19 protein-coding genes are annotated in these 23,134 nt (G+C 42.3%); 11 read left to right on the top strand and 8 right to left on the bottom strand.

Going from position 1 to position 23,134, the window contains the following annotated elements; all coding sequences use genetic code 11:
- The first annotated feature begins 169 nt into the window (after positions 1–169).
- Together ACM2FC_RS07530 and tesB are read left to right on the top strand one after the other, a co-directional pair.
- Positions 170–535: a hypothetical protein gene (locus tag ACM2FC_RS07530; protein ID WP_498480277.1), complete on the top strand. Its 366-nt coding sequence runs from the start codon at positions 170–172 to the stop codon at positions 533–535.
- A gap of 187 nt (positions 536–722) precedes the next feature.
- Entirely contained in the window at positions 723–1,586 is an 864-nt protein-coding gene (gene tesB / locus ACM2FC_RS07525; RefSeq protein ID WP_498480276.1) for an acyl-CoA thioesterase II, read from the top strand.
- A 27-nt stretch (positions 1,587–1,613) separates the two neighbouring features.
- Here the strand turns inward: tesB and ACM2FC_RS07520 are convergent, their stop codons facing one another.
- Entirely contained in the window at positions 1,614–2,072 is a 459-nt protein-coding gene (locus tag ACM2FC_RS07520; protein ID WP_498480275.1) for an Lrp/AsnC family transcriptional regulator, read from the bottom strand.
- A gap of 125 nt (positions 2,073–2,197) precedes the next feature.
- Between ACM2FC_RS07520 and ACM2FC_RS07515 the strand changes: the two genes are divergently transcribed.
- A complete protein-coding gene (locus ACM2FC_RS07515; protein ID WP_498480274.1) occupies positions 2,198–3,268 on the top strand; it encodes a PLP-dependent cysteine synthase family protein in 1,071 nt (356 codons plus the stop codon).
- A 102-nt stretch (positions 3,269–3,370) separates the two neighbouring features.
- Here ACM2FC_RS07515 and ACM2FC_RS07510 read toward each other — a convergent pair whose 3' ends face one another.
- Positions 3,371–4,252, bottom strand: coding sequence for a Tim44 domain-containing protein (locus tag ACM2FC_RS07510; protein WP_498480273.1), 882 nt, complete (start codon positions 4,250–4,252; stop codon positions 3,371–3,373).
- Positions 4,253–4,433: 181 nt separating this feature from the next.
- On the opposite strand from ACM2FC_RS07510, the gene ACM2FC_RS07505 reads away from it, so the two are divergent.
- From ACM2FC_RS07505 to ACM2FC_RS07490, 4 genes are all read left to right on the top strand, one after another.
- Positions 4,434–5,024 (top strand): TetR/AcrR family transcriptional regulator, encoded by a 591-nt coding sequence (locus tag ACM2FC_RS07505; protein ID WP_498480272.1) that lies wholly within the window; start codon positions 4,434–4,436, stop codon positions 5,022–5,024.
- Positions 5,025–5,041: 17 nt separating this feature from the next.
- A complete protein-coding gene (locus ACM2FC_RS07500) occupies positions 5,042–6,916 on the top strand; it encodes an MFS transporter (protein ID WP_498480271.1) in 1,875 nt (624 codons plus the stop codon).
- Between the two features lie 365 nt (positions 6,917–7,281).
- Positions 7,282–9,489, top strand: a complete 2,208-nt coding sequence (locus ACM2FC_RS07495) for a diguanylate cyclase domain-containing protein (protein ID WP_498480270.1) — start codon at positions 7,282–7,284, stop codon at positions 9,487–9,489.
- Between the two features lie 144 nt (positions 9,490–9,633).
- Positions 9,634–10,557: a YeiH family protein gene (locus ACM2FC_RS07490; protein WP_498480269.1), complete on the top strand. Its 924-nt coding sequence runs from the start codon at positions 9,634–9,636 to the stop codon at positions 10,555–10,557.
- 241 nt (positions 10,558–10,798) lie between these two features.
- Here ACM2FC_RS07490 and menE read toward each other — a convergent pair whose 3' ends face one another.
- The 6 genes from menE to ACM2FC_RS07460 all read right to left on the bottom strand — a co-directional run bounded on the left by menE (position 10,799) and on the right by ACM2FC_RS07460 (position 17,974).
- Positions 10,799–12,223 (bottom strand): o-succinylbenzoate--CoA ligase, encoded by a 1,425-nt coding sequence (gene menE, locus ACM2FC_RS07485; RefSeq protein ID WP_498480268.1) that lies wholly within the window; start codon positions 12,221–12,223, stop codon positions 10,799–10,801.
- On the bottom strand, positions 12,223–13,212 hold the full coding sequence (menC, locus tag ACM2FC_RS07480) for an o-succinylbenzoate synthase (RefSeq protein WP_498480267.1): 990 nt from the start codon (positions 13,210–13,212) through the stop codon (positions 12,223–12,225). The genes menE and menC overlap by 1 nt, the downstream gene beginning before the upstream one ends.
- A gap of 83 nt (positions 13,213–13,295) precedes the next feature.
- Positions 13,296–14,162: a 1,4-dihydroxy-2-naphthoyl-CoA synthase gene (menB, locus tag ACM2FC_RS07475; RefSeq protein ID WP_498480266.1), complete on the bottom strand. Its 867-nt coding sequence runs from the start codon at positions 14,160–14,162 to the stop codon at positions 13,296–13,298.
- A 17-nt stretch (positions 14,163–14,179) separates the two neighbouring features.
- Positions 14,180–14,974 (bottom strand): 2-succinyl-6-hydroxy-2,4-cyclohexadiene-1-carboxylate synthase, encoded by a 795-nt coding sequence (gene menH, locus ACM2FC_RS07470; RefSeq protein WP_498480265.1) that lies wholly within the window; start codon positions 14,972–14,974, stop codon positions 14,180–14,182.
- On the bottom strand, positions 14,964–16,670 hold the full coding sequence (gene menD, locus ACM2FC_RS07465) for a 2-succinyl-5-enolpyruvyl-6-hydroxy-3-cyclohexene-1-carboxylic-acid synthase (protein ID WP_498480264.1): 1,707 nt from the start codon (positions 16,668–16,670) through the stop codon (positions 14,964–14,966). The genes menH and menD overlap by 11 nt, the downstream gene beginning before the upstream one ends.
- Positions 16,667–17,974: an isochorismate synthase gene (locus tag ACM2FC_RS07460; RefSeq protein WP_498480263.1), complete on the bottom strand. Its 1,308-nt coding sequence runs from the start codon at positions 17,972–17,974 to the stop codon at positions 16,667–16,669. The genes menD and ACM2FC_RS07460 overlap by 4 nt, the downstream gene beginning before the upstream one ends.
- A 245-nt stretch (positions 17,975–18,219) precedes the next feature.
- Between ACM2FC_RS07460 and ACM2FC_RS07455 the strand changes: the two genes are divergently transcribed.
- From ACM2FC_RS07455 to ACM2FC_RS07440, 4 genes are all read left to right on the top strand, one after another.
- On the top strand, positions 18,220–19,434 hold the full coding sequence (locus ACM2FC_RS07455) for a pyridoxal phosphate-dependent aminotransferase (RefSeq protein WP_498480262.1): 1,215 nt from the start codon (positions 18,220–18,222) through the stop codon (positions 19,432–19,434).
- A gap of 83 nt (positions 19,435–19,517) precedes the next feature.
- Positions 19,518–20,102 carry a 5'-deoxynucleotidase gene (gene yfbR, locus ACM2FC_RS07450; protein ID WP_498480416.1) on the top strand — a complete coding sequence of 195 codons (585 nt, stop codon included), beginning with the start codon at positions 19,518–19,520 and terminating at the stop codon, positions 20,100–20,102.
- 11 nt (positions 20,103–20,113) lie between these two features.
- Positions 20,114–21,433, top strand: coding sequence for an anti-phage deoxyguanosine triphosphatase (locus ACM2FC_RS07445; RefSeq protein ID WP_498480261.1), 1,320 nt, complete (start codon positions 20,114–20,116; stop codon positions 21,431–21,433).
- A gap of 456 nt (positions 21,434–21,889) precedes the next feature.
- Positions 21,890–23,101 (top strand): C40 family peptidase, encoded by a 1,212-nt coding sequence (locus tag ACM2FC_RS07440; protein ID WP_498480260.1) that lies wholly within the window; start codon positions 21,890–21,892, stop codon positions 23,099–23,101.
- Positions 23,102–23,134 lie beyond the last annotated feature (33 nt).

Raw genomic sequence — 23,134 nt, 5'->3', positions numbered from 1 at the left:
CAAAAAGTTAATTCCTAATGCCTTAACTTCGTTATAACAAATTTACATTCAAACCTTCAAACGGGATCGCTTTTTGCTAGAAGATTAATTGTTCAAACCGTGCAGTTTTTGCGCAAGTTTTGTCCATCACTGTCGATACAGTTGAAGAGCATGTAGTAAGGAGAGCAATATGACACCAGTAGGCATGGAGCCAACCAAACTGACTCCAAACCAACAGGTTAAGCCTCAAACTAACTCTAATAATGTTGGTACTGAACCAGCACCGCTTAAGGTAGAGCAAAATAAAGTGACGCTTTCTGAAGAAGGCAAAGCACTGCTTGCCGCTTTACAACAAATTGAAAAAGAAGAAAAACTCTCTGAAGCTAAGAACCAAGATAAGTCAATTGGCGACAACGTAAATTCATTTACTCGTGGAGCTTTAGGTTTAGAGCGGCCAGATAAAGTGGAAGAGGAAGCGCCGGATGATTCTTATGATGCGGGGAAAATTCTTTCCACAGCGGCAACGATAGGCGGCATAATTTTGGCTCTAGTTTAACGCAGAGCTTTGCTTACACGTAAGTAGCTAAGTTTTATAAACATTTCAGAATAAGTCCAGCTTGTTGATAATGCCGTATTCATCAGCAAGCTCTTTTTTTGCCTCAAATATTTCACTACTCGCAGCGCAAAGTTCTGTAATTCATCGTAATATCTACAAACAGATCACTAACACCTAGAGATAACGTATGAGTCGACCACTTGATGAACTGCTAAATCTTTTACAACTTGAGCGACTGGAAGAAGAGCTATTTAGAGGACAAAGTGAAAACTTAGGCTTGCCGCAAGTATACGGAGGACAGGTTATCGGCCAAGCTCTCTCCGCCGCCCGCTATACTGTCCCTTCAGATCGTTCGGTCCACTCATTTCATAGTTATTTTCTTTACAAAGGCGATCCAAATAAACCTATTGTTTATGATGTTGATAATCTCAGAGATGGGACAAGCTTTAGCACGCGCCGCGTGAAAGCTATTCAATACGGTAAACCGATATTTTATCTTACCGCGTCTTATCATATTCATGAGCAAGGATTTGAACATCAAAATAGCATGCCAGACGTAGCTGGGCCGGAAAATTTTGCCTCAGAAACACAGCTAGCGGCAAAAATTGCCGATAAGTTACCTCCGCAAGTTCAGAAAATATTTTGCGGTGAAAAGCCAATTGAAATTCGACCTGTGGTAGTAGTTAATCCGCTCAATCCACGCGAAGAAAAGCCAAAACAATATTTATGGATACGCTCAAATGGCGATATGCCGGACGATCTTCTTGTTCATCAATACTTGCTAGCATATGCATCAGATTGGGGTTTCCTTGTAACAGCATTGCACCCTCACAAAGTATCTTTACTTACTCCTAAATTTCAAATTGCGACCATTGATCATTCCATGTGGTATCACAGACCATTTAAAATGGACGACTGGCTTTTGTACGTGATTGAAAGCCCAAATGCTTCAGCAACACGTGGACTTGTTCGGGGGGAAATTTTCAACCGTAGCGGTGAGCTCGTGGCCAGCGCAGTACAAGAAGGCGTAATGCGCTTTAGCAAAAGCTAACCTAACTCAATTAATCAATAAGTTTCGTTAGATAGGTAACGCGGTTGTGTACTTTAGAGACTCCATCGCAAAGGTCGACGTCACGTTGGTGATACCATCAACGCTATTAACGAGCTTTTTATAAAATTCGTCAAATTTCTGAATGTCTTTTACTTGAACTTTCATCATGTAATCATACTCGCCAGCCATGCGATAAAATTCCATGACTTCAGGAAATTCAGACACGTTTTCTACAAAACCTGTATACCATTCATGTGAATGGTCGCGAGTTTTAATCAAGACAAACGCAGTGAACGAAAGATCCAGCTTATCTGGGTTAAGCAAGGCAACACGTTTATCAATAACACCTGAGTCTTCTAGCTTTTTTAATCTCTTCCAGCAAGGTGTTGTGGTAAGATTCACTGCCTCTGCCAGCTCGTTCAATGATAACGTGCCGTCTTTTTGTAAAAGTGACAATATAGTGCGATCAACTTTATCCAATTCCACTTTCTATCCTCGTTGAATTTTTTAGAAAAATTTTCTACACATTATCCCAATGAGGATAACAAAAATAAAGTTGTTTTTGGTAATTGCATATAACATTTACTAATATCATAGTAAAGGAGGTAACTATGGCGATCAGTAAAAGTTGGACCAATAACGCGATAAGTAAAATAGCCGCTGATTTTCAACGCTCGGCAGATACACACCTAATTAAGTTAGCGCTTCCATCCATCGATGGTATTGATATATATCTAAAAGACGAAAGCACTCACCCGACAGGTTCTCTTAAACACCGACTAGCCCGTTCACTTTTTCTCTACTCTATCTGTAATGGATGGGTTGGCCCTAATACCACTGTGGTTGAGTCTTCATCTGGTAGTACTGCAGTCTCTGAAGCCTACTTTGCGCGATTACTTGATTTACCTTTCATTGCGGTTGTACCAAAACATACCGCACCTAAAAAAATCGAGCAAATAGAATTTTATGGTGGGAAGGCACATTTTGTCGATAATTCCGACCAAATTTATGCCGAGTCAGCAAAGCTTGCTAAAGAACTAAATGGTCATTATATGGATCAATTTACCTACGCAGAAAAAGCAACGGACTGGCGTGGCAACAACAATATTGCTAACTCAATATTTGAGCAAATGGCAATGGAAGAGCACAAGATTCCAAGCTGGATAGTAATGAGTGCAGGAACAGGAGGCACTTCAGCAACCATTGGCCGCTTCATACGCTATCAGCAGCATGACACCCTACTATGTGTTGTAGACCCTGAAAACTCGGTTTTTCATAACTATTACCAAACAGGTGACGACACTCTTACGTCAACAACTGGCAGTAGAATAGAAGGAATTGGCCGACCACGTGTGGAACCAAGCTTCATACCTGGAGTGATAGATGAAATGCGATCCATTCCAGACGCTGCGAGTATCGCAACAATACATTGGCTAGAAAACATTATCGGTCGAAAAGTAGGAGCCTCGACTGGAACCAACCTTTACGGAGCTTTGCAATTAGCAAGTGAGATGAAAGCAAGTGGTCAACGTGGCTCGATTGTTACCTTGCTTTGCGACAGCGGAGAGCGCTACTTAGACACCTATTACAACTCTGCTTGGATAAGTAAAAATATTGGAAACTTAGAGCTCTATAGAAACAAGCTAAAAGAGTTTGAAGTCTCTGGTGTGCTCGTAGCGTAAAGTAAAAGACCTCATTTATAAGATGGAAAGCCAGAACAAATGTTCTGGCTTTCCAGAGCCCATATTCATACAATAGCTAAGATTAACAAGCTAAAATAATATTCAAACTTGAATGCCGACGATTAACCAAGGCGCATTTGGCTTAGTGAGATCTCTTTCAAGGTGCCACAAATCTTCAATATCCTCTTCTACTTTCTCCGTAGTATCTTTATAACGTCCACTAAACTGTAAACTGATTTGCGCTTTTTCCGAATCGTAGTCTGCACGTACAATTTCCGCATCGACGTACATCACCTCTGTATGCTGCTCACCCTGTAGTTTTGCGCGCTCAGCTTTCAGATCTTCGAACAGACTTGGAGAAACATACTCTTCAATCTTCTCTAGTTGATTGAAGTTCCATGCCCCTTGCAGAATTCTATAATGCTCTCTTGCTCCGTTCACAAAAGCCACTTGGTCAAAGCCCGGTGAGAATTTATATGGAACGTCATGAGCTGCGCCAAATCCACTGCCACTAGTTGTTGAACTTCCTTGGCCTTGTTCAAAATTTCTTTCATTTTCTGGTTCGAATTTTGGCTCGGGTGCACCGCCATACGCTGGTTGTTGACGATGTTGATTGATACTGCTTTGCTTCGCCCCTAACATAGAGCGAACTAGCTTAAAGATAATGAAAGCAATCACACCAAAAATTAAGATATCCATAAACTGGATGCCATCAAACGCACCACCAAACATAGCGGCAAGTAGTCCACCAGCTAGCAAACCACCTAGCAGCCCCCCCATCAGCCCTTTTTTACTCGAACCTTGAGCTGCACCAGCTTGGTTTTTGCCGACACTATTTGTATTTAAGTTTTGTTGTTTAGGCGCAGGAGCAGTTTTGAAACTTTTACCGAAAGAGCGACCTCCTCCGAATTTTTTTGCCTCTGCAACCTGAGCTGTGGTGACAGTTACAATAAGTATCGCCACTAGGGATAAAAAGCGTTTCATGTTTTTCCTTAACGTAATTCTAACCTAATCACAGCTAATCATAGCTTTTCACCTAGCACGTGAAAACATTTGCCGACAGAATACATGTATCAGAATATTGCAAAAGGAACAGAGGTTTGTTGACGGTAACATACATACCTAACTAAAATATTGAACGTTGTATTTTTACAGAATAGATAGCATGGCACGTAGAAACGATCATACTCGAGAAGAGTTAACCGAACTCACTTTATCTGAAGTGAAAAACTTTTTGGCTGATAAGCCTCATCACGAACTCAGCCTAAGAAAAATCGCCAATCTCGTTGGTTACGTCCCAAGCACACTGGTTAATATTTTCGGAAATTATAACCTGCTGCTTCTGCATGTTATCGCAGAAACTTTAGATGAGCTCGCAGCTCAAGCTAGGGGTATCTTGGCAAGCGAGCAAGAGCCGAAAGAAGCACTTTACCAACTCGCCTATTGTTATCTCGATTTCGCTCACGCCAACCGTTACCGCTGGCAGCTTATCTTCGATCACAATATGAATGGAGAGGATCTTCCTCAGTGGCAAGCACAAAGAATCGACAATATGACCGGCATGCTTGAAGGCCTGCTCAAGCAGCTATCACCAAATCGTGTTGAATCCGAAGTTCTTGAGGCAAGTCGAGTTTTATGGGCTGGTGTCCATGGCATTACTCTACTTAGTGTTGATGATAAATTTTTTGCCGCAGAGCCTATTGATGGTAAAAAGTTGATTTCTAATTTGATGTCACGATATCTAGTCGACTGGTAACTTGTAAAGGATACAGCATGCCAAAAAATAAAAATGGCAGTTTGCTTTCTCAGCAGCGTTTTCTTCCTTATTTTATTACACAATTCTTTGGCGCTTTTAACGACAACATATTTAAAAATGTTCTGTTAATTTTTGTTGCATTTTCTAGCGTCCAAGCACTGCCCATGTCGAGCAATTTATTCATTAACCTAGCGGCTGGGCTATTTATTCTACCTTTTTTTCTCTTCTCCGCATCAGCGGGGGTGTTAGCGGATAAATATGAAAAATCGGGTTACATTAGAAAAGTAAAGCTGTTTGAAATCGTCATTATGGTATTCGGTGCACTTGGGTTTATCACGAGTAGCTACGGAATATTGCTTTTCTTGTTATTCTTGATGGGGACTCAATCCGCTTTTTTTGGCCCAGTCAAATATGCGCTCCTGCCACAACATCTAAAGCAAAATGAATTGGTTCCAGGAAATGCTTTGGTCGAAACAGGCACATTTCTCGCTATTTTGATCGGTACTATTGGAGCTGGCTTTATCGCCTCTGCAGAAAATGCCAAGTTGCTGGCGGGCATATCTGTGATTCTTTTTGCATTGCTGGGATACTTGGCAAGTCGCTACATTCCTGATGCGCCAGCAGCAGATCCAGAACTCAAATTTCGCTGGCGACCAATAAAACATACCAAGACTACGCTATCTATTTCTAAGCAAGATAGGGTGATTTTCCAATCGATTATGGCTATTAGTTGGTTTTGGTTTCTTGGTGCTACCTACCTGACCCAGTTTCCAAACTTTACTAAAATTTATCTTCATGGAAGCGAGAGCGCTGTTTCGTTCCTGCTTGCGATATTTTCTATTGGTATCGCTCTAGGTTCGCAAATCTGCGATAAACTGTCAGGACATAGAATTGAAATAGGTATTGTGCCAATCGGTAGCCTAGGCATTACAATTTTTGGCTTTTTCATGGCGTACTCGGTTCCTGCAGATCTGCCGCAATTCACCTCACTGCATGAATTTGTCTCGTACTCTCAGCTGTGGCCTGTATTTTTATTTTTACTCCTATTAGGAGCTTCAGGCGGCGTATTTATTGTACCACTTTACGCACTTATCCAGCATCGCTCGAAGGTAAATCAACGTGCCCAGATCATCGCTGCATTAAATATATATAACGCGTTGTATATGGTTGGAAGTGCCGTGTTAGCTATTGTGGCACTATCAGTATTTCAGCTAACCATTCCCCAACTGTTTGTTGCTATTGCGGTTCTCAACTTCCTAATCACTTTATATCTTTGCTTTCAAGTACCGGTTTTTTTGGTTCGATTTGTATTGTGGATTTTGACGCACACTATTTACAAGGTGAAACATAAAAACCTACACCAATTGCCAGAACAAGGCGGCGCACTGATCGTGTGTAATCACGTTAGTTATATGGACGCCCTATTATTAAGTGCAATTTGTCCAAGGTTGATTCGCTTTGTCATGGAAGAAGATTATGCCAATTTTAAGCCTCTACAACGTTTTTACAAACGCGCTGGTGTTATCCCTATTTCAGCAACTAACAAGGCCTCAATTCGATCTGCACTGAAGTCCGTCGATGACGCCCTAAAAGAAGGCGAGCTAGTCTGTATCTTTCCTGAAGGCCAACTGACCTCCAATGGTGAACTCCAAGAGTTTCGTCGCGGTGTTGAACTCATACTACGCAAGGCCTCTGCTCCGGTTGTACCAATCGCACTTAAGGGCATGTGGGGGAGCTACTTTAGTCGCCATAAAGGACGAGCTTGCAAAGGCATACCAACTCGTTTTAGAGCTAAGATTGAAATCGAGGCAGCTGAGCCTGTCAACTCCAATGAAACATCATTAGAAAAGCTCAAACAAACTATCTCTGAATTGAGAGGAGATTGGCGTTAACTGAACATGTTAACGGTGATCTCCTGATAGTCTCAGTTCTGAAATTGTCAATTTTAATATCGCCCTCTACGCTTGAGTAGTAACAAAGAAAAGCAGCAAAAATAATTAGCGTGGTTAGGGTATATGTTTACCCAATAAAATAGAGGTAGACAACCGATATAAATTCGGTCACTAAGGGTGACTCGTTTCTGTGTTCACACTGTCGCTTTCAACTTCGGGGTTCACCCGAGTGAAAAATAGATAAAGTGTATACACAATGGGCCATTACACCTTAATGAAATACCAGCGGTATAAGGAATATAGCGCACTACCCGACTATTTTAGCTAGCAATGGAAAGCAACATTAGCGCTCAGGGTAAGCATTAATGAAATTGACACATAAGCTCGGGAACCACTTTCTTTTCCCGCCAATATTAACCTTTGTTCTCTATTCAATATTTGCTCTTATTTCACTAGAGTTAAGTCGTGCGGGGCACAGTTTAGCGACCATTTGGCTGGCCAATGTCGTCGTCGGGGTTCTCATTGCATGTCGCCCTCTTAAACATTGGGGTTTATTGTTAGTAGTGGTAGCAACCGCAAACTTCCTTGCCGATCTACCATATAGTCAAAGTGTGTTGCAAAGCTTGGCATTCTTACCAGCTAACCTTACTGAAGTTTTTTTGGTTGCTTGGTTATTATCGCAATATGGCAATTGTAATAATAGCTTTAAAACTCTGCCCACCTATTTTAAAACCGTTGCTTCGGCCTGCTTTATTCCAGCTTTATTTTCTTCTCTTATAGGAGCGTACACTCTAAGCCTATTACACACACAGCCTGTCACAGATTTTTGGGGAAATTGGGCAATCGGCTCGATGGTTGGTGCTGTAATCATGTTTCCTGTTTGCCTTGTTTTAACCAATTTCCCTTTGAAGGAAATGGTTAGGTATGCTTTGGAGCCGAGTTCTTTGGTCACAATAGTTGTTACCATTTTCACTACATATGTCAGCTTTTTATACCTTCCTTATCCTTATGTTTATATATGCTCCGTGTTAGCTTGTGCCGCAATACTGGTTCATTACACTGGCGTTGCACTGTCCATATTTTTCTCTGGGTTACTGTCCGCTGTAATGGTATCCACCAACATTTACATCCCTGTTGACTATCAATACGGCCACCAAGAAATATATTTCTATATTCCGATGTTGCTGTCTTTTCTTACGCCTTCCTTCCTTGCTGTCACGGTACTACAAGCTAAGAGTTCTGAGCAAAAACTAAAAAGTACAAAAAATAGCTATGTGTCTTTATATGAAAAGACTCCCGCCGCTATGCATTCGATTGGGGAAGATGGAAAAATAATTTCAGTGAGCGACAAGTGGCTAGAGTTACTCGGATATACTCGCGATGAAGTCATCGGCAAATTCTCGACAGACTTCCTTACTGAAGAAAGTGCTAAAAAAGCGAAAGAAGTGGTATTGCCAGAGTTTTTTCGTGTCGGAGCAGTGCACGATGTTCAGTATCAAATGGTACATAAACAAGGCAATGTAATAGATGTTGAGCTATCTGGAATTTTAGAAGTTGACGAAAATAGCCAGACTCTTCGCTCTCTAGCCGTCATCAGTGATAAAAGAAAGGAATACTCTTTGGCCGAATCTCTCAAAACGGAAAAAGAGCTATTGGAAGTCACTCTCCATTCTATTGGTGACGGAGTCATTGCGACTAACTCTAAACAGCGTATTACCTTCGTTAACCCAGTGGCAGAGAAGCTAATTTCCATGCCTCGACAGCATATTCTCGGAAGACATTTTACGGACATCGTTTATCTAATTAACCAAAGTACTGGAGCTAAACTGCATAACCCTCTTGTGCGCGCTATCGACGATAAGATGGCTTACCAGTTGCCTGATAGCACTGCTATCATCAGCTCAAAAGGCGAAGTATACGCAGTGCATAACACCATTGCGCCTATTCTAAGTGATAAAGGTCAAGCATATGGTGCCGTAGTCATTTTCCAAGATGTCAGCGTATCGCACGCTTTAACAACAAAAATGACTTACCTCGCTCAACATGATGCACTCACTGGTCTGCCAAATCGTTCTCTGTTAATGGATAAGCTTTCGTTAGCCTGTCAAAAAGTGAAATATCACGATAAGAAATTCGCTCTACTTTTTATAGGTCTTGATAGCTTTAAAACTGTCAATGACTCTCTTGGGCACCTCGCGGGTGATGAGCTTTTAAGAAATGTTGCTAAACGGCTAGCGAATGTCATCCAACCCAAAGATACCATTTGCCGAGTTGGCGGAGATGAATTTGTCATTGTTAGCGAAACATTCTTCGAGCCAAGTGAAGTAAGCGCTTTTTGTGAAAACGTCACTCGAGAATTGATTGAACCTTTAACTCTCAATGAGCAGCCTTACCAAATTACACCAAGTATTGGAGTCGCTTTGAGCCCCTCCAATGGAACGAAGCCAGACGAGCTCTTGTTTAAAGCTAATTCCGCTATGTACAAGGCAAAAAAAGAGGGCAAAATCCGATTTGATTTCTATTCCAACAGCACAGACAAAAATATTGTTGATATAAATAAGCGTTCACACTAGAGCATATTCACCCCTTACGAGTTAAAGCTAGAGGCTTATTACATTTTTTGTTCAAAAATTCTTAACATGTGTTAAAAACATTAATACAAACAAAACTCTATTCTTGTGTACAATTAGTCCATCTTCTTCATTTGGTTCAGTTTCATGGTTTTAAAGAAAAATTACCTCCCATTTGGGCTAGCTATTGTGCTTACCTTAACTCCGTTTGTTAACTCTCCAATCGCGCTAGTTATTGGCTTTGCCATGGCGAGCTTAGGCTTTGTACCAAAAGAGTTTTCTCTCACTAAATGGACCAAAAGACTATTAGCCTACTCCATAGTTGGCCTTGGATTCGGTATCCCATTACGGCAAGCACTAACTGTCACATCCGATGGGATTGGGCTCATTATCGCGACTATCGCTGGCACTTTAATTTTAGGGTGGATTGTAACTCGTATCATTAAGTTAAATAAAACGACGGGCTATCTTATCGCATCAGGTACTGCGATTTGTGGTGGTAGTGCGATTGCCGCTATCGCGCCTGCTATCAATGCAGACGATGAGCAAATTGGGCTAGCACTTGCAACGATTTATGTTCTGAACTCCATCGCTCTCTTTCTATTCCCTGTGATTGGCCATGCCCTTCACCTCAGCCAAGAAACGTTCGGAATGTGGGCGGCTATCGCAATTCACGATACCTCTTCGGTTGTGGGGGCTGCTTCTGCTTATGGGAACGAAGCGCTCACCGTCGCAACAACACTAAAATTAACTCGTGCATTGTGGATCATTCCTGTTGCTTTCTTAAGTGCTTTCTTGTTCCGTAGCCACTCAAAAAAAATCACCATTCCTTACTTTATTTTCTTCTACGTGATTGCGATAGGAATTAGCGATTTAACTCCACAATTTGAAGTGCTTTACCATGGTATTTTCGTTGCATCGAAAAAACTTCTAGTCGTGTGTTTGTTCTTGATTGGTTGTGGGATTACGATTGAAAAGCTGAAAACAACTGGAGCCAAACCTTTACTTTATGGCGTCGGCTTATGGGTAGCTATTTCTGTCTCTTCTCTATCTTGGTTGCTCTGGCACTAGAATTGGCTACTTTGGGCTTTTCTGCATCGAAATGTGAATACACAAAATAGACACGGTCAGAAAAGCCGTCATCTCAATGATCGACCTAAACAAGCCATCGCTCTGTGTCGCTATCACCAGTTGTAAAAACGCAGCGCCCAAAAGAAACCATCTCATGTTAAACCTTTATACCCATACCCAACAGATAACGACTGTTATTATGAGTCGTGGTTATAAAAAGGTTAAATTCTGTTTTGGACTATCAAATAACTCGATAGTTGGTGAAATGTGAAGTGACGTATTCTTTGACTTGCGTACGTGGAATTTTAATACCCGAACCTAAAAGCTCATTAGGCAATATAAAGTACTGACGTGGGCGTTTAAAGCGTTCAATTTTATTCTCTATCCAATCATCTAAATATAGTTCTTTTAAATCACATGTTGTGGAAATAAGTGCGATAGACAATGCGCCATATTCATCATCTTCGATAGGAATAACGACCGAAGTTCTCACTTGTGGGTGTCGGTTTAGTACTGCCTCTATTTCCTCACAGTGAATATTTTCACCACCAGAGATGAACATATTCCCTTCACGACCAAAGATACGCACTTCATCGCCCACCCACTCACCGAGATCTTTTGTATCAAACCAACCATTTTCATCACGTAGACTATGCAGCTGACCCTGAAAATAGTAACCACTGGCTAGTGTTTTCCCAGAGAGATAAATTTTTCTTCCCTCAATCCGTAGTTCTCGATTTGCTAACACAGACCCAGCAGTATCAAGTTTATCGACTCGCTTAGCCGTAACGGTAGACGCAGCTTCTGTCATCCCATATCCAAGCCAAGTTTCGATATTTTTTGCTGCTGCTTGTTGGGCTAATAAGCTTGGAATATGGCTACCGCCAAGCAACACACGTTTTAAGTTCAAGTTATGCTCAGGTTGGGCCAATAACCTCTGCAGTTGAGTTGGAACCAAAGAAGCATGGGTCACGTCTTTAACATCATCTTCTAGCTTTCCAGTGCCCACTTTCATACATGCACCTGAGACCAACCAACGATGAATAACCCCCAACCCTGAGACATGATACATAGGCAAACTAAGCAGCCAAGTATCACCAAGCGTAAAGCTGAATTGTTCTAATAACCCTAGAGCAGAGGCTCGGTGCTGATCCACATTATGTGCGACTGCTTTGGCGACTCCGGAAGAACCTGAGGTAAAAATTAAGGAAGCGATGTTTTGCAAAGCGTACTTCTGTTTTCGTTGAAGTCGTACACTAAAATGTGCCTGTGACAAACGAAGCACACTCATTCTAAGTTCAGTCTGATCGTTTTCAGGCATTTGCTCATAGTCAGAATCACTCATCCAGACATACTTGTTTTGCTGCTTTTGATAGAGAGTGTTGAGCTTATTTTTAAGTAAAGGAAGAGGCTGAGGCATAACGATAGCGCACTTTACACCTAACTCCACACAAGCTAGATACATTATGACTAATTCGAAACTATTCTTACCAATACAGGTGACGAGATCTGACGTTGTGACTCCTTGGTATGAAAGGTGACGAGCTTGCTGCTCTACGGAGTAATTTATTTCTCTCCAATTATAATGCGTATTTGAAGCTTTTAGAGCAATAGAAAATGGCCGCCTAGACGACCATTTTTTCAAATCTGACAAAAAAGTGGCCACTACGACCGCCACATAATTTCTTGCTCAGAAAGTGGCACAACTGGAAGATCACAGCCGGGCCAAGGCGTTTCAAGTTGGCACTCAAAAAACTTTACGGTATCTAAACCAGGCACTTTCTCTGGCAGTATCCATTTCGCTAATCGAGCTAATTGTGTTAGTCCAAAACTTGACTCAATACTTGAGCTGATCACGGTTTGAATACTGTGAGCCTGAGCCCGTTCAATCAATTTGATACAGTCTTGCACCGAACCGATAAGCGTTGGTTTGATGACTAGCGTCTTAACACCTAACAGGTCTTCAATACTAAAATCTTTACGTGAGATTTCATGTTGAATCGTCTCATCCCACGCAATTGCAATTCCAGTATCAATCGCAAAAGAGACACTGTCTCCCGGTTGCTTACACGGCTCTTCCACATACGAGATACGCTGGCGTAGTGAAGGCGTAATTTGCTTAGCAAATTCCATCGCCTCTGGTAAATCCCAAGAGCGGTTAGCGTCTAAGCGAAGCTTGAGATCAGGGATTGCCTCTAAAAATAGATTGACTAGCATACCGTCACGAATAGGCTCATGGTAACCCACTTTAATCTTAGCGACTTTCGTTCCACCCATTGCCTCCAACTTAGGTAGCAACGAGTCAGGATCGCCTGTACATAATGGCGCTGTCAGATAGTTACCTTCATCAGGTAACTCATCGTTGAGTTCCAACTCCGCGATTGAGAGCCCAAATGCGACGGAAGGGTATAGGTTGGAGTAGTCAAACTGCCCACCATGTACCCACATTTCCAATTGATGCTGAGCTTGAACGCCTGCTTCTTCTGTAGACTCTAAACTAAAACAGCTTAATGGGGCTACCTCTCCCCTACCTACTTTACCATCTTCAGAAATCTCGACGATAAAGCCTACCCTTTCAGACAGTTTTTGGCTTCTTAATATGACACCACTATCCATAGGCAGTTTGTACCTATACAACTTGGCAGATCTTGTCATTTCCCTTTTCCTTCTTATAAACACTAGCCAGCGTGATGATAAAAGCCTCTTTGCAACCTTAAACTTGTATAAACAAGCTTCATTTATGGATTACGTGGGAATTTATCAAAGTCTGGGCGGCGTTTTTCATTGAACGCATTGCGGCCTTCCTGACCTTCTTCCGTCATATAAAACATCATAGTGGCGTTGCCAGCTAACTCCTGCAATCCTGCTTGACCATCACAGTCAGCATTGAGCGCAGCTTTCAAACAACGTAACGCCATAGGGCTATGTTGCAGCGTTTCTCGGCACCATCTTACGGTTTCTTTTTCCAATTGGTCCACAGGCACTACTGTATTCACTAGCCCCATATCCAACGCTTCTTGTGCATCGTAGAATCGGCACAAGAACCAAATTTCACGTGCTTTCTTTTGACCGACAATTCGAGCCATATACGAAGCACCCCAACCACCATCAAACGAACCGACTTTTGGCCCAGTTTGACCAAATTGAGCATTTTCAGCAGCAATTGTCAGGTCACACATCATGTGAAGAACGTGACCACCACCGACAGCCCAACCAGCTACAGAAGCAATGACTGGCTTAGGGCAAGTGCGAATTTGACGTTGGAAATCTAATACGTTTAGGTGGTGTGTACCCGAATCATCTTTGTAGCCGCCGTAATCACCACGAATTTTTTGATCGCCACCAGAACAAAATGCTTTCTCACCTAGCCCAGTCAGAATAATAACGCCTACCTTCTCGTCGTAACGCGCATCGGCTAACGCATCAATCATCTCTTTAACGGTTTGTGGACGAAATGCATTGCGCACTTGAGGTCTAGCGATAGTGATTTTTGCAATACCATCTTCAGATTTATGGTATTGAATATCTTCGTATTGAGCACTGCAGTCGTGCCAGTTTACTGGTGCGTATAGTTCTTCTTCGCTGATGCCTACTGTTTTAGCCATGGAGACTCCAATTTTGCCTAGTCGCAAGCTTTCGGGACTGAATCAGATAAAATAGACCTAATCACTTGCGAAAATATTTCCGGTTGTTCTTGATGAACATTATGCCCAGCCCCCTCAACTTCACTGTATGACAACTGGCTTTCTGCTGCTAAGCGTGAAAACTTAGTATCTTTGGAGCCACATACGTAGTGTGTTCGGGCGCTCACTGTTTTGAGCTTATCTAACAAGAACTCTTGCTTAGCTAGCGATGTTGCGACCAACATACGTGCTACAGATTCACCTAGGTTATCACTTCGCCTCTGTATCAAGTTTTGTCTTTGCTCATGGTTTAATGAAGAAAACACTGGTTGCCTATACCAATCGGCTAAAACTTGCTCTATTTTTTCTGTTTCGAAACGGCTAGCCCAGTTTTCGTCATTCATTAACCTTTGCTTTTTCTCTTCGTCCGATTTAAGGCCGAAGTTCCCACCTTCAATGATGGCAGCATGCAAATTGAATGCATCATAGATGCCAGAAACCAGACCGTGCATAAGAATTCTTGCACCTAAAGAATAGCCCACCAAAATCACTGGCGTATCATCACATATATAGTGCTGCAAAGTTTCGGTGATCAGCCTACTGCAGTGGTCAAAACCTTCGCACCGAATAAACCTGCTTTCTCCATGACCTGGAAGATCAATACCAATACACTGGAACGGCTTGAGCCTTTTTATACAAGAGCGCCAATCTTTACTACTGCCCAGTAAGCCATGAATAAATACGACAGCGGGTAATTTTTTTGCGCCTTTACGATAAACTCGACTACTCAGCATGGATCACTTCGACAATTTGGCTGAGCTGCTGACTAGACTCACCTGGAGGAACGACTATTTCGATGATCATCGCACCTTCTCCTTGGTCGATATGATTCCTTAACGACGTTTGACAATCCAACAATGTTGTTGGTCTGCTGTAGGACAAATTAAACTGCCTTGCAGATTGTTCAAACTGTAAACCATGCGGCATTTGATACAAGCGTCGCTTTTTCTCTTCTGGCACAGGCAATAAATTGAAAATCGCACCGCCATCATTATTTAGTACGACAATCACTAGCGGCAAATGTTCAGATAATAACGACAATGAATTTAAGTCGTAGAGAAACGTTGTATCACCAATGAATGCGACCATTGGTTGCTGAGTGGCTTTTTGGACTCCAGCAATGGTTGCAATATTCCCGTCAATGCCTGACGCTCCACGATTGGTGAACACTTCTTTGTCATTAATTTTAGAGAACATATCCACTAATCGAACAAACAAGCTGTTGCCGAGAAAAAGCTGGATTTTATTGGGTAGGTCCGAAAGTAGACATGCGATACCCACTTCTGAAGGAGAGGCATTAGCCTCGATGTTTGGTGCGACTAACTCTTCTATACCCAGTGAGTCAACCTTTAACAAATCAGCCCAATTCGCACATAAAACGTTATACTGTTGGGCTGCCGTATATTGTACAAGCAACCATTCATGAATATCCGCTACATAATGGAGTTGTGGCAAATGCGATTGGTTGTTTCGAGTCGCTCTTGGAGAAACATAAATATAGTCACAACCTTCACCAACTCTCTTTTCCAACCATGCATTAAAACGCTTTGAAATGATTTGTGCACCAAGCTGAACAACTAAATCACACTGGCTAATGGTTTGTTCACTGTCTTGGTTTTGTAACCACAAATCATAGTGCGCCCAATCACTTGTTACACCCGATTGCGGATCGGCTAAAAGTGGCCAGCCTAAGTATTCAGCTAAGCGCTTCGCTTGCTGTGCTTCTTTTAATGTGACCCTGCCTAATACGATGAGTCCTTTTTTATCTAGTAATGTAGGGTCAATGGGTACGTAAGTCGAAGGTTGGTAAACACGTTGGCAATACGTTTTATTCGCCTCTTGCCAGCGCTGAATTTGACCTAAATACTTATCGAATGTATTCGTTTGTATTTTACTGTATAGAGGCTCTGGAAATGGGCAATTAATATGAACAGGCCCATCATTTAACGCTTGCTTAAACATCACGTCATCAATGGTAGTCAGCAGCCAATTTAAGGAACTATTGGTGCTTGGGCTCGGTAACGCAACAAACCCAGTCACATGTTGAGAATAAATACCGACTTGGTTAATTGCTTGATTCGCGCCACAACCAACTAGCTCTATTGGCCTATCTGCAGTCAAAACAACAAGCTTTTCTCCAGTTAGATTCGCTTCAGTAACCGCAGGTAAAAGATTCGCCACCGCTGTACCAGAAGTAACAACAATAGCGACTGGCTGATGGCTTGCTTTCGCTAAACCCAAAGCCAAGTACCCCAGTCCTCTTTCATCAAAATGAGTTTGAAGCTCAAGCGCTGGGTTTTGTTCTGCTTCTAGAGTAAGTGGCGTAGAACGCGAACCCGGGGCTATGCATACATGTTTAACACCAAATCGAACCAGCTCTTCTAATATTACTTTGCACCAGATCCTATTCAGCCCAGCCTGTTGCTTCATGAAGCAACCCCCAAAGGCGTGTTGTCCGAGATTAAGGACAACAAAGTAGATACCTTCTTGTTAAGCTCTTGCCATTCGATTTCGGCAACAGAGCCGGGAACAATTCCAGCACCAGCGTATAATTTCACCACGTTATCTAAAACGAGTGCGCTTCGAATTGCGACACAAAATTCGGCTTGTTTATGGCTGACAAAACCCACTGAACCAGCATACCAACCACGAGCAAACGGTTCGTGCTTTTCTATAAACTGCTTGGCTTCTTTTCTTGGTAGACCTGCTACAGCAGCCGTTGGCTGAAGAGCACCTAACAGTTCAACGCCCTTAACGCCTGCATGCAACTTAGCATTAATACTACGCTTTAAATGTTGCAGTTGACGTAAGCGAACTAAACTCGCGCCGCTTTCAACCTCTATACTTTCTATGTGAGGAGAAAGGCGCTCAACAATATCATCAACCACATACTGGTTCTCGTTGAGGTTTTTTTTGTCTTGAGACAACCAACGGGCAAGCTCCATATCTTGCGCAGCATCGCTTCCCCGACCTATCGTACCTGCCAACGCTTCAGTGTGAAGTTCTTGGTCATAGCGAGAATATAAACATTCCGGTGTCGAGCCAACAAAGCAATGCTTTTTATCCAGAGCCATCAAAAAATGATAGCTGTGATGGTTGGTTTCGTGACTCGCTTTTAACAACTGCGCGGCAGACAGTGGAGAGTCCAAATTTACTGTCGTTTGACGAGCGAGTACGACCTTTTTAAACTCTTGCTCTGAGATGCCTTCCAGCACACGGTCAACCATATTCTCCCAGCCTTTTTTCTCTGGCAGATGCTCGAGCGACTCTATATGTGAAGAGATTGGCAATACTGGCCGTATTTCTTTTTTAATCTTGTGCAAACTAGCCAGAGTGCGATGCCTTTCACGGTTTAAGTTGGCGGCAATGGTCCACTGATTATCAAATCGAATAAGCTCGATTTGAGGCAAGAAAAAGAACGAAGGCATGCAGCGCTGATTTTTTTCTGAATGGCCGTCAAATGAACGACCACCCCACACTCGTTGCTCATCACCTAAAATAGCGTATGCAGGTGCAATATCAGAAAAAGAATACAGTGTACCTAACGCGACAACCTCTTCACGTGTGTTACGAGATTGCCAATAAAACTTTGGAAAAATAGGTTGAGATTCAAGCCAATCTATAAATTCAAACTCGGGTTTTTCATCAAGCGCCTGCGTCACACGAAACTCGTCGTCTTTTGCATTTTTTACTCGTTGGATCAATTGAGTTAAGGCTCGATAAAAATGTGACAAATCAACCTCGAAATTCTGTGAGTTATAAGAAATAGATATTATCCGCGGCTACTGTATTTATAGACCCTACTCAGATCAAGAACAACATCAATTTTTGTCGGCTACTGACAACTTTATTTGCGTCTGCTCACTTTTGACTTTCAGGTCAACGTTTGGATTAAAAGAATTTACAGATTTTTATACTAAAAAAAGCCTCATTGATGTAATTTATACCCAAGTAACTACAAATTCTCAGGAAATTAAGAATGCAAAATATCGGGATGTCGTCCAAGCTCGATAACGTATGCTACGACATACGTGGTCCAGTGCTCAAACATGCTAAGCGAATGGAAGAAGAAGGCCATAAAATTCTGAAACTTAACATTGGCAATCCTGCTCCATTTGGCTTTGATGCACCAGACGAAATCCTAGTAGATGTTATTCGTAATCTCCCCACGTCTCAGGGTTATTGTGACTCTAAAGGCATCTATTCCGCACGAAAAGCCGTCGTCCAACACTACCAAAAAAAGGGATTGAGAAGCCTTGACGTAGAAGATGTGTTTATTGGCAATGGCGTATCTGAACTGATTGTGATGGCGATGCAAGCACTACTGAACGACGGCAATGAGATGCTGGTTCCTGCCCCGGATTATCCACTCTGGACAGCATCTGTATCACTTTCTGGTGGAAACGCAGTTCACTACTTGTGCGATGAAGAAGCAGATTGGTACCCTGACCTAGATGATATAAAAAAGAAAATCACCAAAAAAACTCGTGGGATTGTACTGATCAATCCGAACAACCCAACGGGGGCTGTCTACAGCCGAGACTTTTTGTTAGAAGTCATTGAAATTGCTCGACAGCACAAGCTTATTATCTTTGCTGATGAAATCTACGACAAAGTATTATATGACGGTGCTATACACACTTCCGTTGCCACGTTAGCCGATGATGTTTTGGTCACAACTTTTAATGGCCTTTCTAAAGCTTATCGCGTATGCGGTTTTCGCAGTGGGTGGATGTTTTTAAGCGGACCAAAACACCTTGCGAAAGAGTATATTGATGGTTTAGAAATGCTGGCTTCTATGCGTTTATGCGCCAACGTACCAATGCAGCATGCCATACAAACTGCTCTTGGGGGTTACCAAAGTATTAATGAGCTCATCCTACCGGGTGGTAGACTTTTAGAGCAGCGCGACCGAGCTTGGGAGCTAATTAACCAGATCCCGGGTGTATCCTGCGTAAAGCCCAAAGGGGCGATGTACTTATTTCCCAAAATTGACACAAAAATGTACAACATTAAAGATGATCAAAAATTGGTCCTCGATTTCTTAATTCAAGAAAAGGTATTACTTGTTCAAGGTACTGGCTTTAATTGGCCAAAACCCGACCATTTTCGAATTGTCACCCTGCCTCATGTCGAAGACTTAGAAGCTGCCATCGGTCGCTTCGGTCAATTTTTATCGACTTATTCTCAGTAGTAATTTTCCTCAATCTTCCATATGCTTAAAGGTAAGCTTAATCAGCTTACCTTTTTTATTTTGAATTAGGTGCACTCGCGATGATGAAGAACAGTCACTTTTTTGCTCACCTTGCAAGAATGAAACATATCCAGCGTTGGCCATTAATGCGCTCCATATCAAAAGAAAATGTCTCGGAGCACAGCTTACAGGTTGCATTTGTTGCTCATGCATTAGCGGTGATCAAGAATAAAAAGTTTGGGGGAGATTTAAACCCTGAGCGTATTGCCATACTAGGTATGTATCACGACACCAGTGAAGTGTTAACAGGCGACCTCCCCACCCCAGTCAAATACTATAACCCTGAAATAGCGAAGGAATATAAAAAGATAGAAGCTGCGGCGGAAAAGAAATTGCTTTCCATGCTTCCTGAAGAGTTCCGCGAAGACTTTACGCCTTATCTCGTATCGACATCTTCTCATTCTGATGATGCCAAAGTCGTCAAGCAAGCCGACACAATCTGTGCCTACCTCAAGTGCCTTGAGGAGTTAAGTGCAGGAAATAATGAATTCGCACTGGCAAAAAAACGCTTAGAGGTAACACTTAAAGAGCGGAGCTCACCCGAAATGGAATATTTTTTAACTACGTTTGCTCCAAGTTTTCAGTTATCACTGGATGAAATTAGTTGAGGGAGGCATGAGTGCCTGAAAATATTGACTCAATTTGGCAACAACGAAACAAACTAGAAAATAAACTCCGACAAAATGATCATCGTAGCCCCTTTGAAAGAGACAGAGCGCGAGTCCTCCACTCTGCCGCTTTTCGTAGGCTTCAGTCAAAAACTCAGGTGCATTGTTCCAGCGACAACGATTTCCATCGCACTCGCCTCACTCATTCACTGGAAGTCGCTCAATTAGGCACTGGCATCATCGCCCAGCTTAAATCTAAGCAACCTGAGATTCGTGATTTACTACCTTCGGATAGCTTGATTGATGCAATATGTCTGGCTCATGATATCGGCCACCCACCATATGGGCACGGCGGAGAAGTGGCCCTGAATTACATGATGCGAGAATATGGCGGATTTGAAGGTAACGCGCAAACTTTTCGAATAGTCACGCAACTTGAACCTTACACCGAGAATGACGGCATGAATCTCACTCGCCGGTCTTTACTTGGGCTCCTGAAATACCCTGCCCTAATTAGTCAGACAGAAGCGAAAGTAAAGCCAGCACCTACCTCTGACCAAAGAAAGTTAAATGCTCACGATTGGATGCCCGCTAAAGGTATTTATGACTGTGATCAAGAGCTTCTCAACTGGGTTCTGTCACCGCTAAGCCAATCAGACAAGAAAACTTTGATGTCACTACGTGATGGTAGCTGTCCTGCTAATCAACACAACAAAACTCGCTTCAAATCGTTAGACTGCTCGATTATGGAACTTGCCGACGATATTGCTTATGGAGTTCATGATTTAGAAGATGCGATTGTGTTAGGAATGGTTAGCTACTCTCAATGGCAGGAAATTGCAGAAACAAGGCTCAAACAGGTTGGGGATGATTGGTTTAACAAACACATTTCCACCCTTGGCCAAATGTTATTTTCTGGAAAACACTACCAACGTAAAGATGCTATTGGCGGTATCGTTAATGCGCTCCTGACGAGTGTTAATATAAGGTCAGTTGATGAAGAATTTGAAAACCCTCTACTCAATAGCAATGCATATCTAACATCCGCAATGCACCAAGCACTCGAAATCCTAAAGCGCTTTGTCAATGACTATGTCATCCAAATACCTGAAGTCCAGATCGTAGAATACAAGGGCCAGCAAATTATAATGGATATTTTTGAGGCCCTTAGTGCAGCACCGACACGACTATTACCTCATTTAGAAAAGCAAAAGTGGTTGCTGGCCGCTGGAAATATCATTGCTGAAAAGCGAGTGATTGCTGATTATATCTCTTCCATAACCGATGGCCATGCTCTGCGCCTCCATAAGCAACTTTTTGCACCCGAATAGCGATGAAACTGATAGAATTAAAACAGTTTTATATGCATGCAGGCCATTTATTAAACGTTAGTTTAATACTTACTATAGATATCAACCGACTGAAGCATATTTTTGTGACGAATTGACGTTTTTCGAACAATTGTAAGCAAAAATTCAAGGAGAATCCGCAATCTAAATAGTTTGTATTTTTATATGCAAATATTTGGATATGTTGTATTGCCTTTAATATTGTTTAGTTAATGAAGTTGTGTCGTTGTTTTTCCTATGTTGATAAATCGATCTTCCAAACATTCCCAGTTTCTCAAACAAACAATGAGTTTCGAGAACCAAGACGGCTCTTTTACAAAGCTATCTGATGGTTCGCAGCGTATTAATATTTAACCCAAGAAACGAAACCACATATTTTGAAACTTATCACATTGTTGTGAACCACTTTTTAATCGTTTCCTGACTTGAGGAGTTTGAATGTCTGTTTGTCGCCACCCAATGCTGTTGCCCTTACCTGCACTTCTGCTTGCGGGTTGTGCAAGCTTGCCTACTACTTCCCCAAGTTCTGCCAATGCAGCTAAATCGAATGAGAGCAGCCAAATGCATCCAGTACACCAAGTTGCAGATCACTCTGCCCAAGTGGCGCAATCAACTGTAACTACCGAAGCAAAAGATTCTCCAAAAAATGACCACACTTTGGTCGCTAAAGCTGATCCAATCAAAAAGAGCTCAGAGCCTGAAAATCTAACCCCTGCAGAGCAGATGGCCTATAAAATAAGCCTAATTAACAGTTATCAAACTTGGGCTGGCACACCATATGAGTACAGTGGCGATAGCTCAAAAGGTATTGACTGCTCCGCTTTTATCCGCCAAGTCTATATTGGCGCGCTAGGTGTGTATCTGCCAAGAACGACTCTAGAGCAAGTAAAGCTCGGTAGAGAAATCCCTAAAGATGATCTACAAGTAGGTGACTTAGTTTTCTTTAAAACCGGAGTCAATGAACGCCATGTGGGTATTTATCTAGGTAACCATCAATTTATTAGCTCAACAAGTAGCCGTGGTGTTGCAATGAGTAGCCTTGAACACCCTTATTGGGTAAAGGACTATTGGCAAGCCCGTCGTGTAGTGCCAAATGACGAGGTAGTTGAAGACCTTAAGCAAGCTTTACAAACTCGTACCAAGAAAATTAATGCTGAAGTCAACCGATTGGTTGTTGCTCGCATCGAGAAAGAAAGACGAGAGGAAGCACAAAGAGCCGCTGAGCTGAGAAGAGAAAAAGCCCGCGAAGAAGCAGCGAAAAAAGCTGAAGATCAAGCTAAGCTTCTTGCCGACAGACACGGCGAAGCTTATCGTAAAGGGCATGTCCATGCTTGCTTCATGCGTTACAGCTGGATTGAGCATACCGTTAAATCTGGCGACAGCTTGATCAAAATTGCACACAAATACTCAGTATCTGTTGATCGTTTAAAACAAGATAATCACTTGAAGGGTAACGTAATTAGACTGGGCGAAGTATTAAAAGTGCGCCAATCTAACTATCCATCAGGATTTGACTATACCGTTAAATCTGGCGACACATTATCGGGCATTGCGAATAAATTCCACACGACCGTTTCGGAAATCAAAGCGCTAAACGAATTGAAATCGAGCGGGATTAGAATCAAGCAATCTCTTAAGCTACCTTGTTAATAGAGCCTGTTCCCTACATAGAGACACAAGGAT

The organism is Vibrio sp. A37, assembly GCF_059777565.1.
The sequence above is the reverse complement of the archived record's forward strand: the minus strand, read 5'-3'. Positions and strand labels throughout refer to the sequence as shown.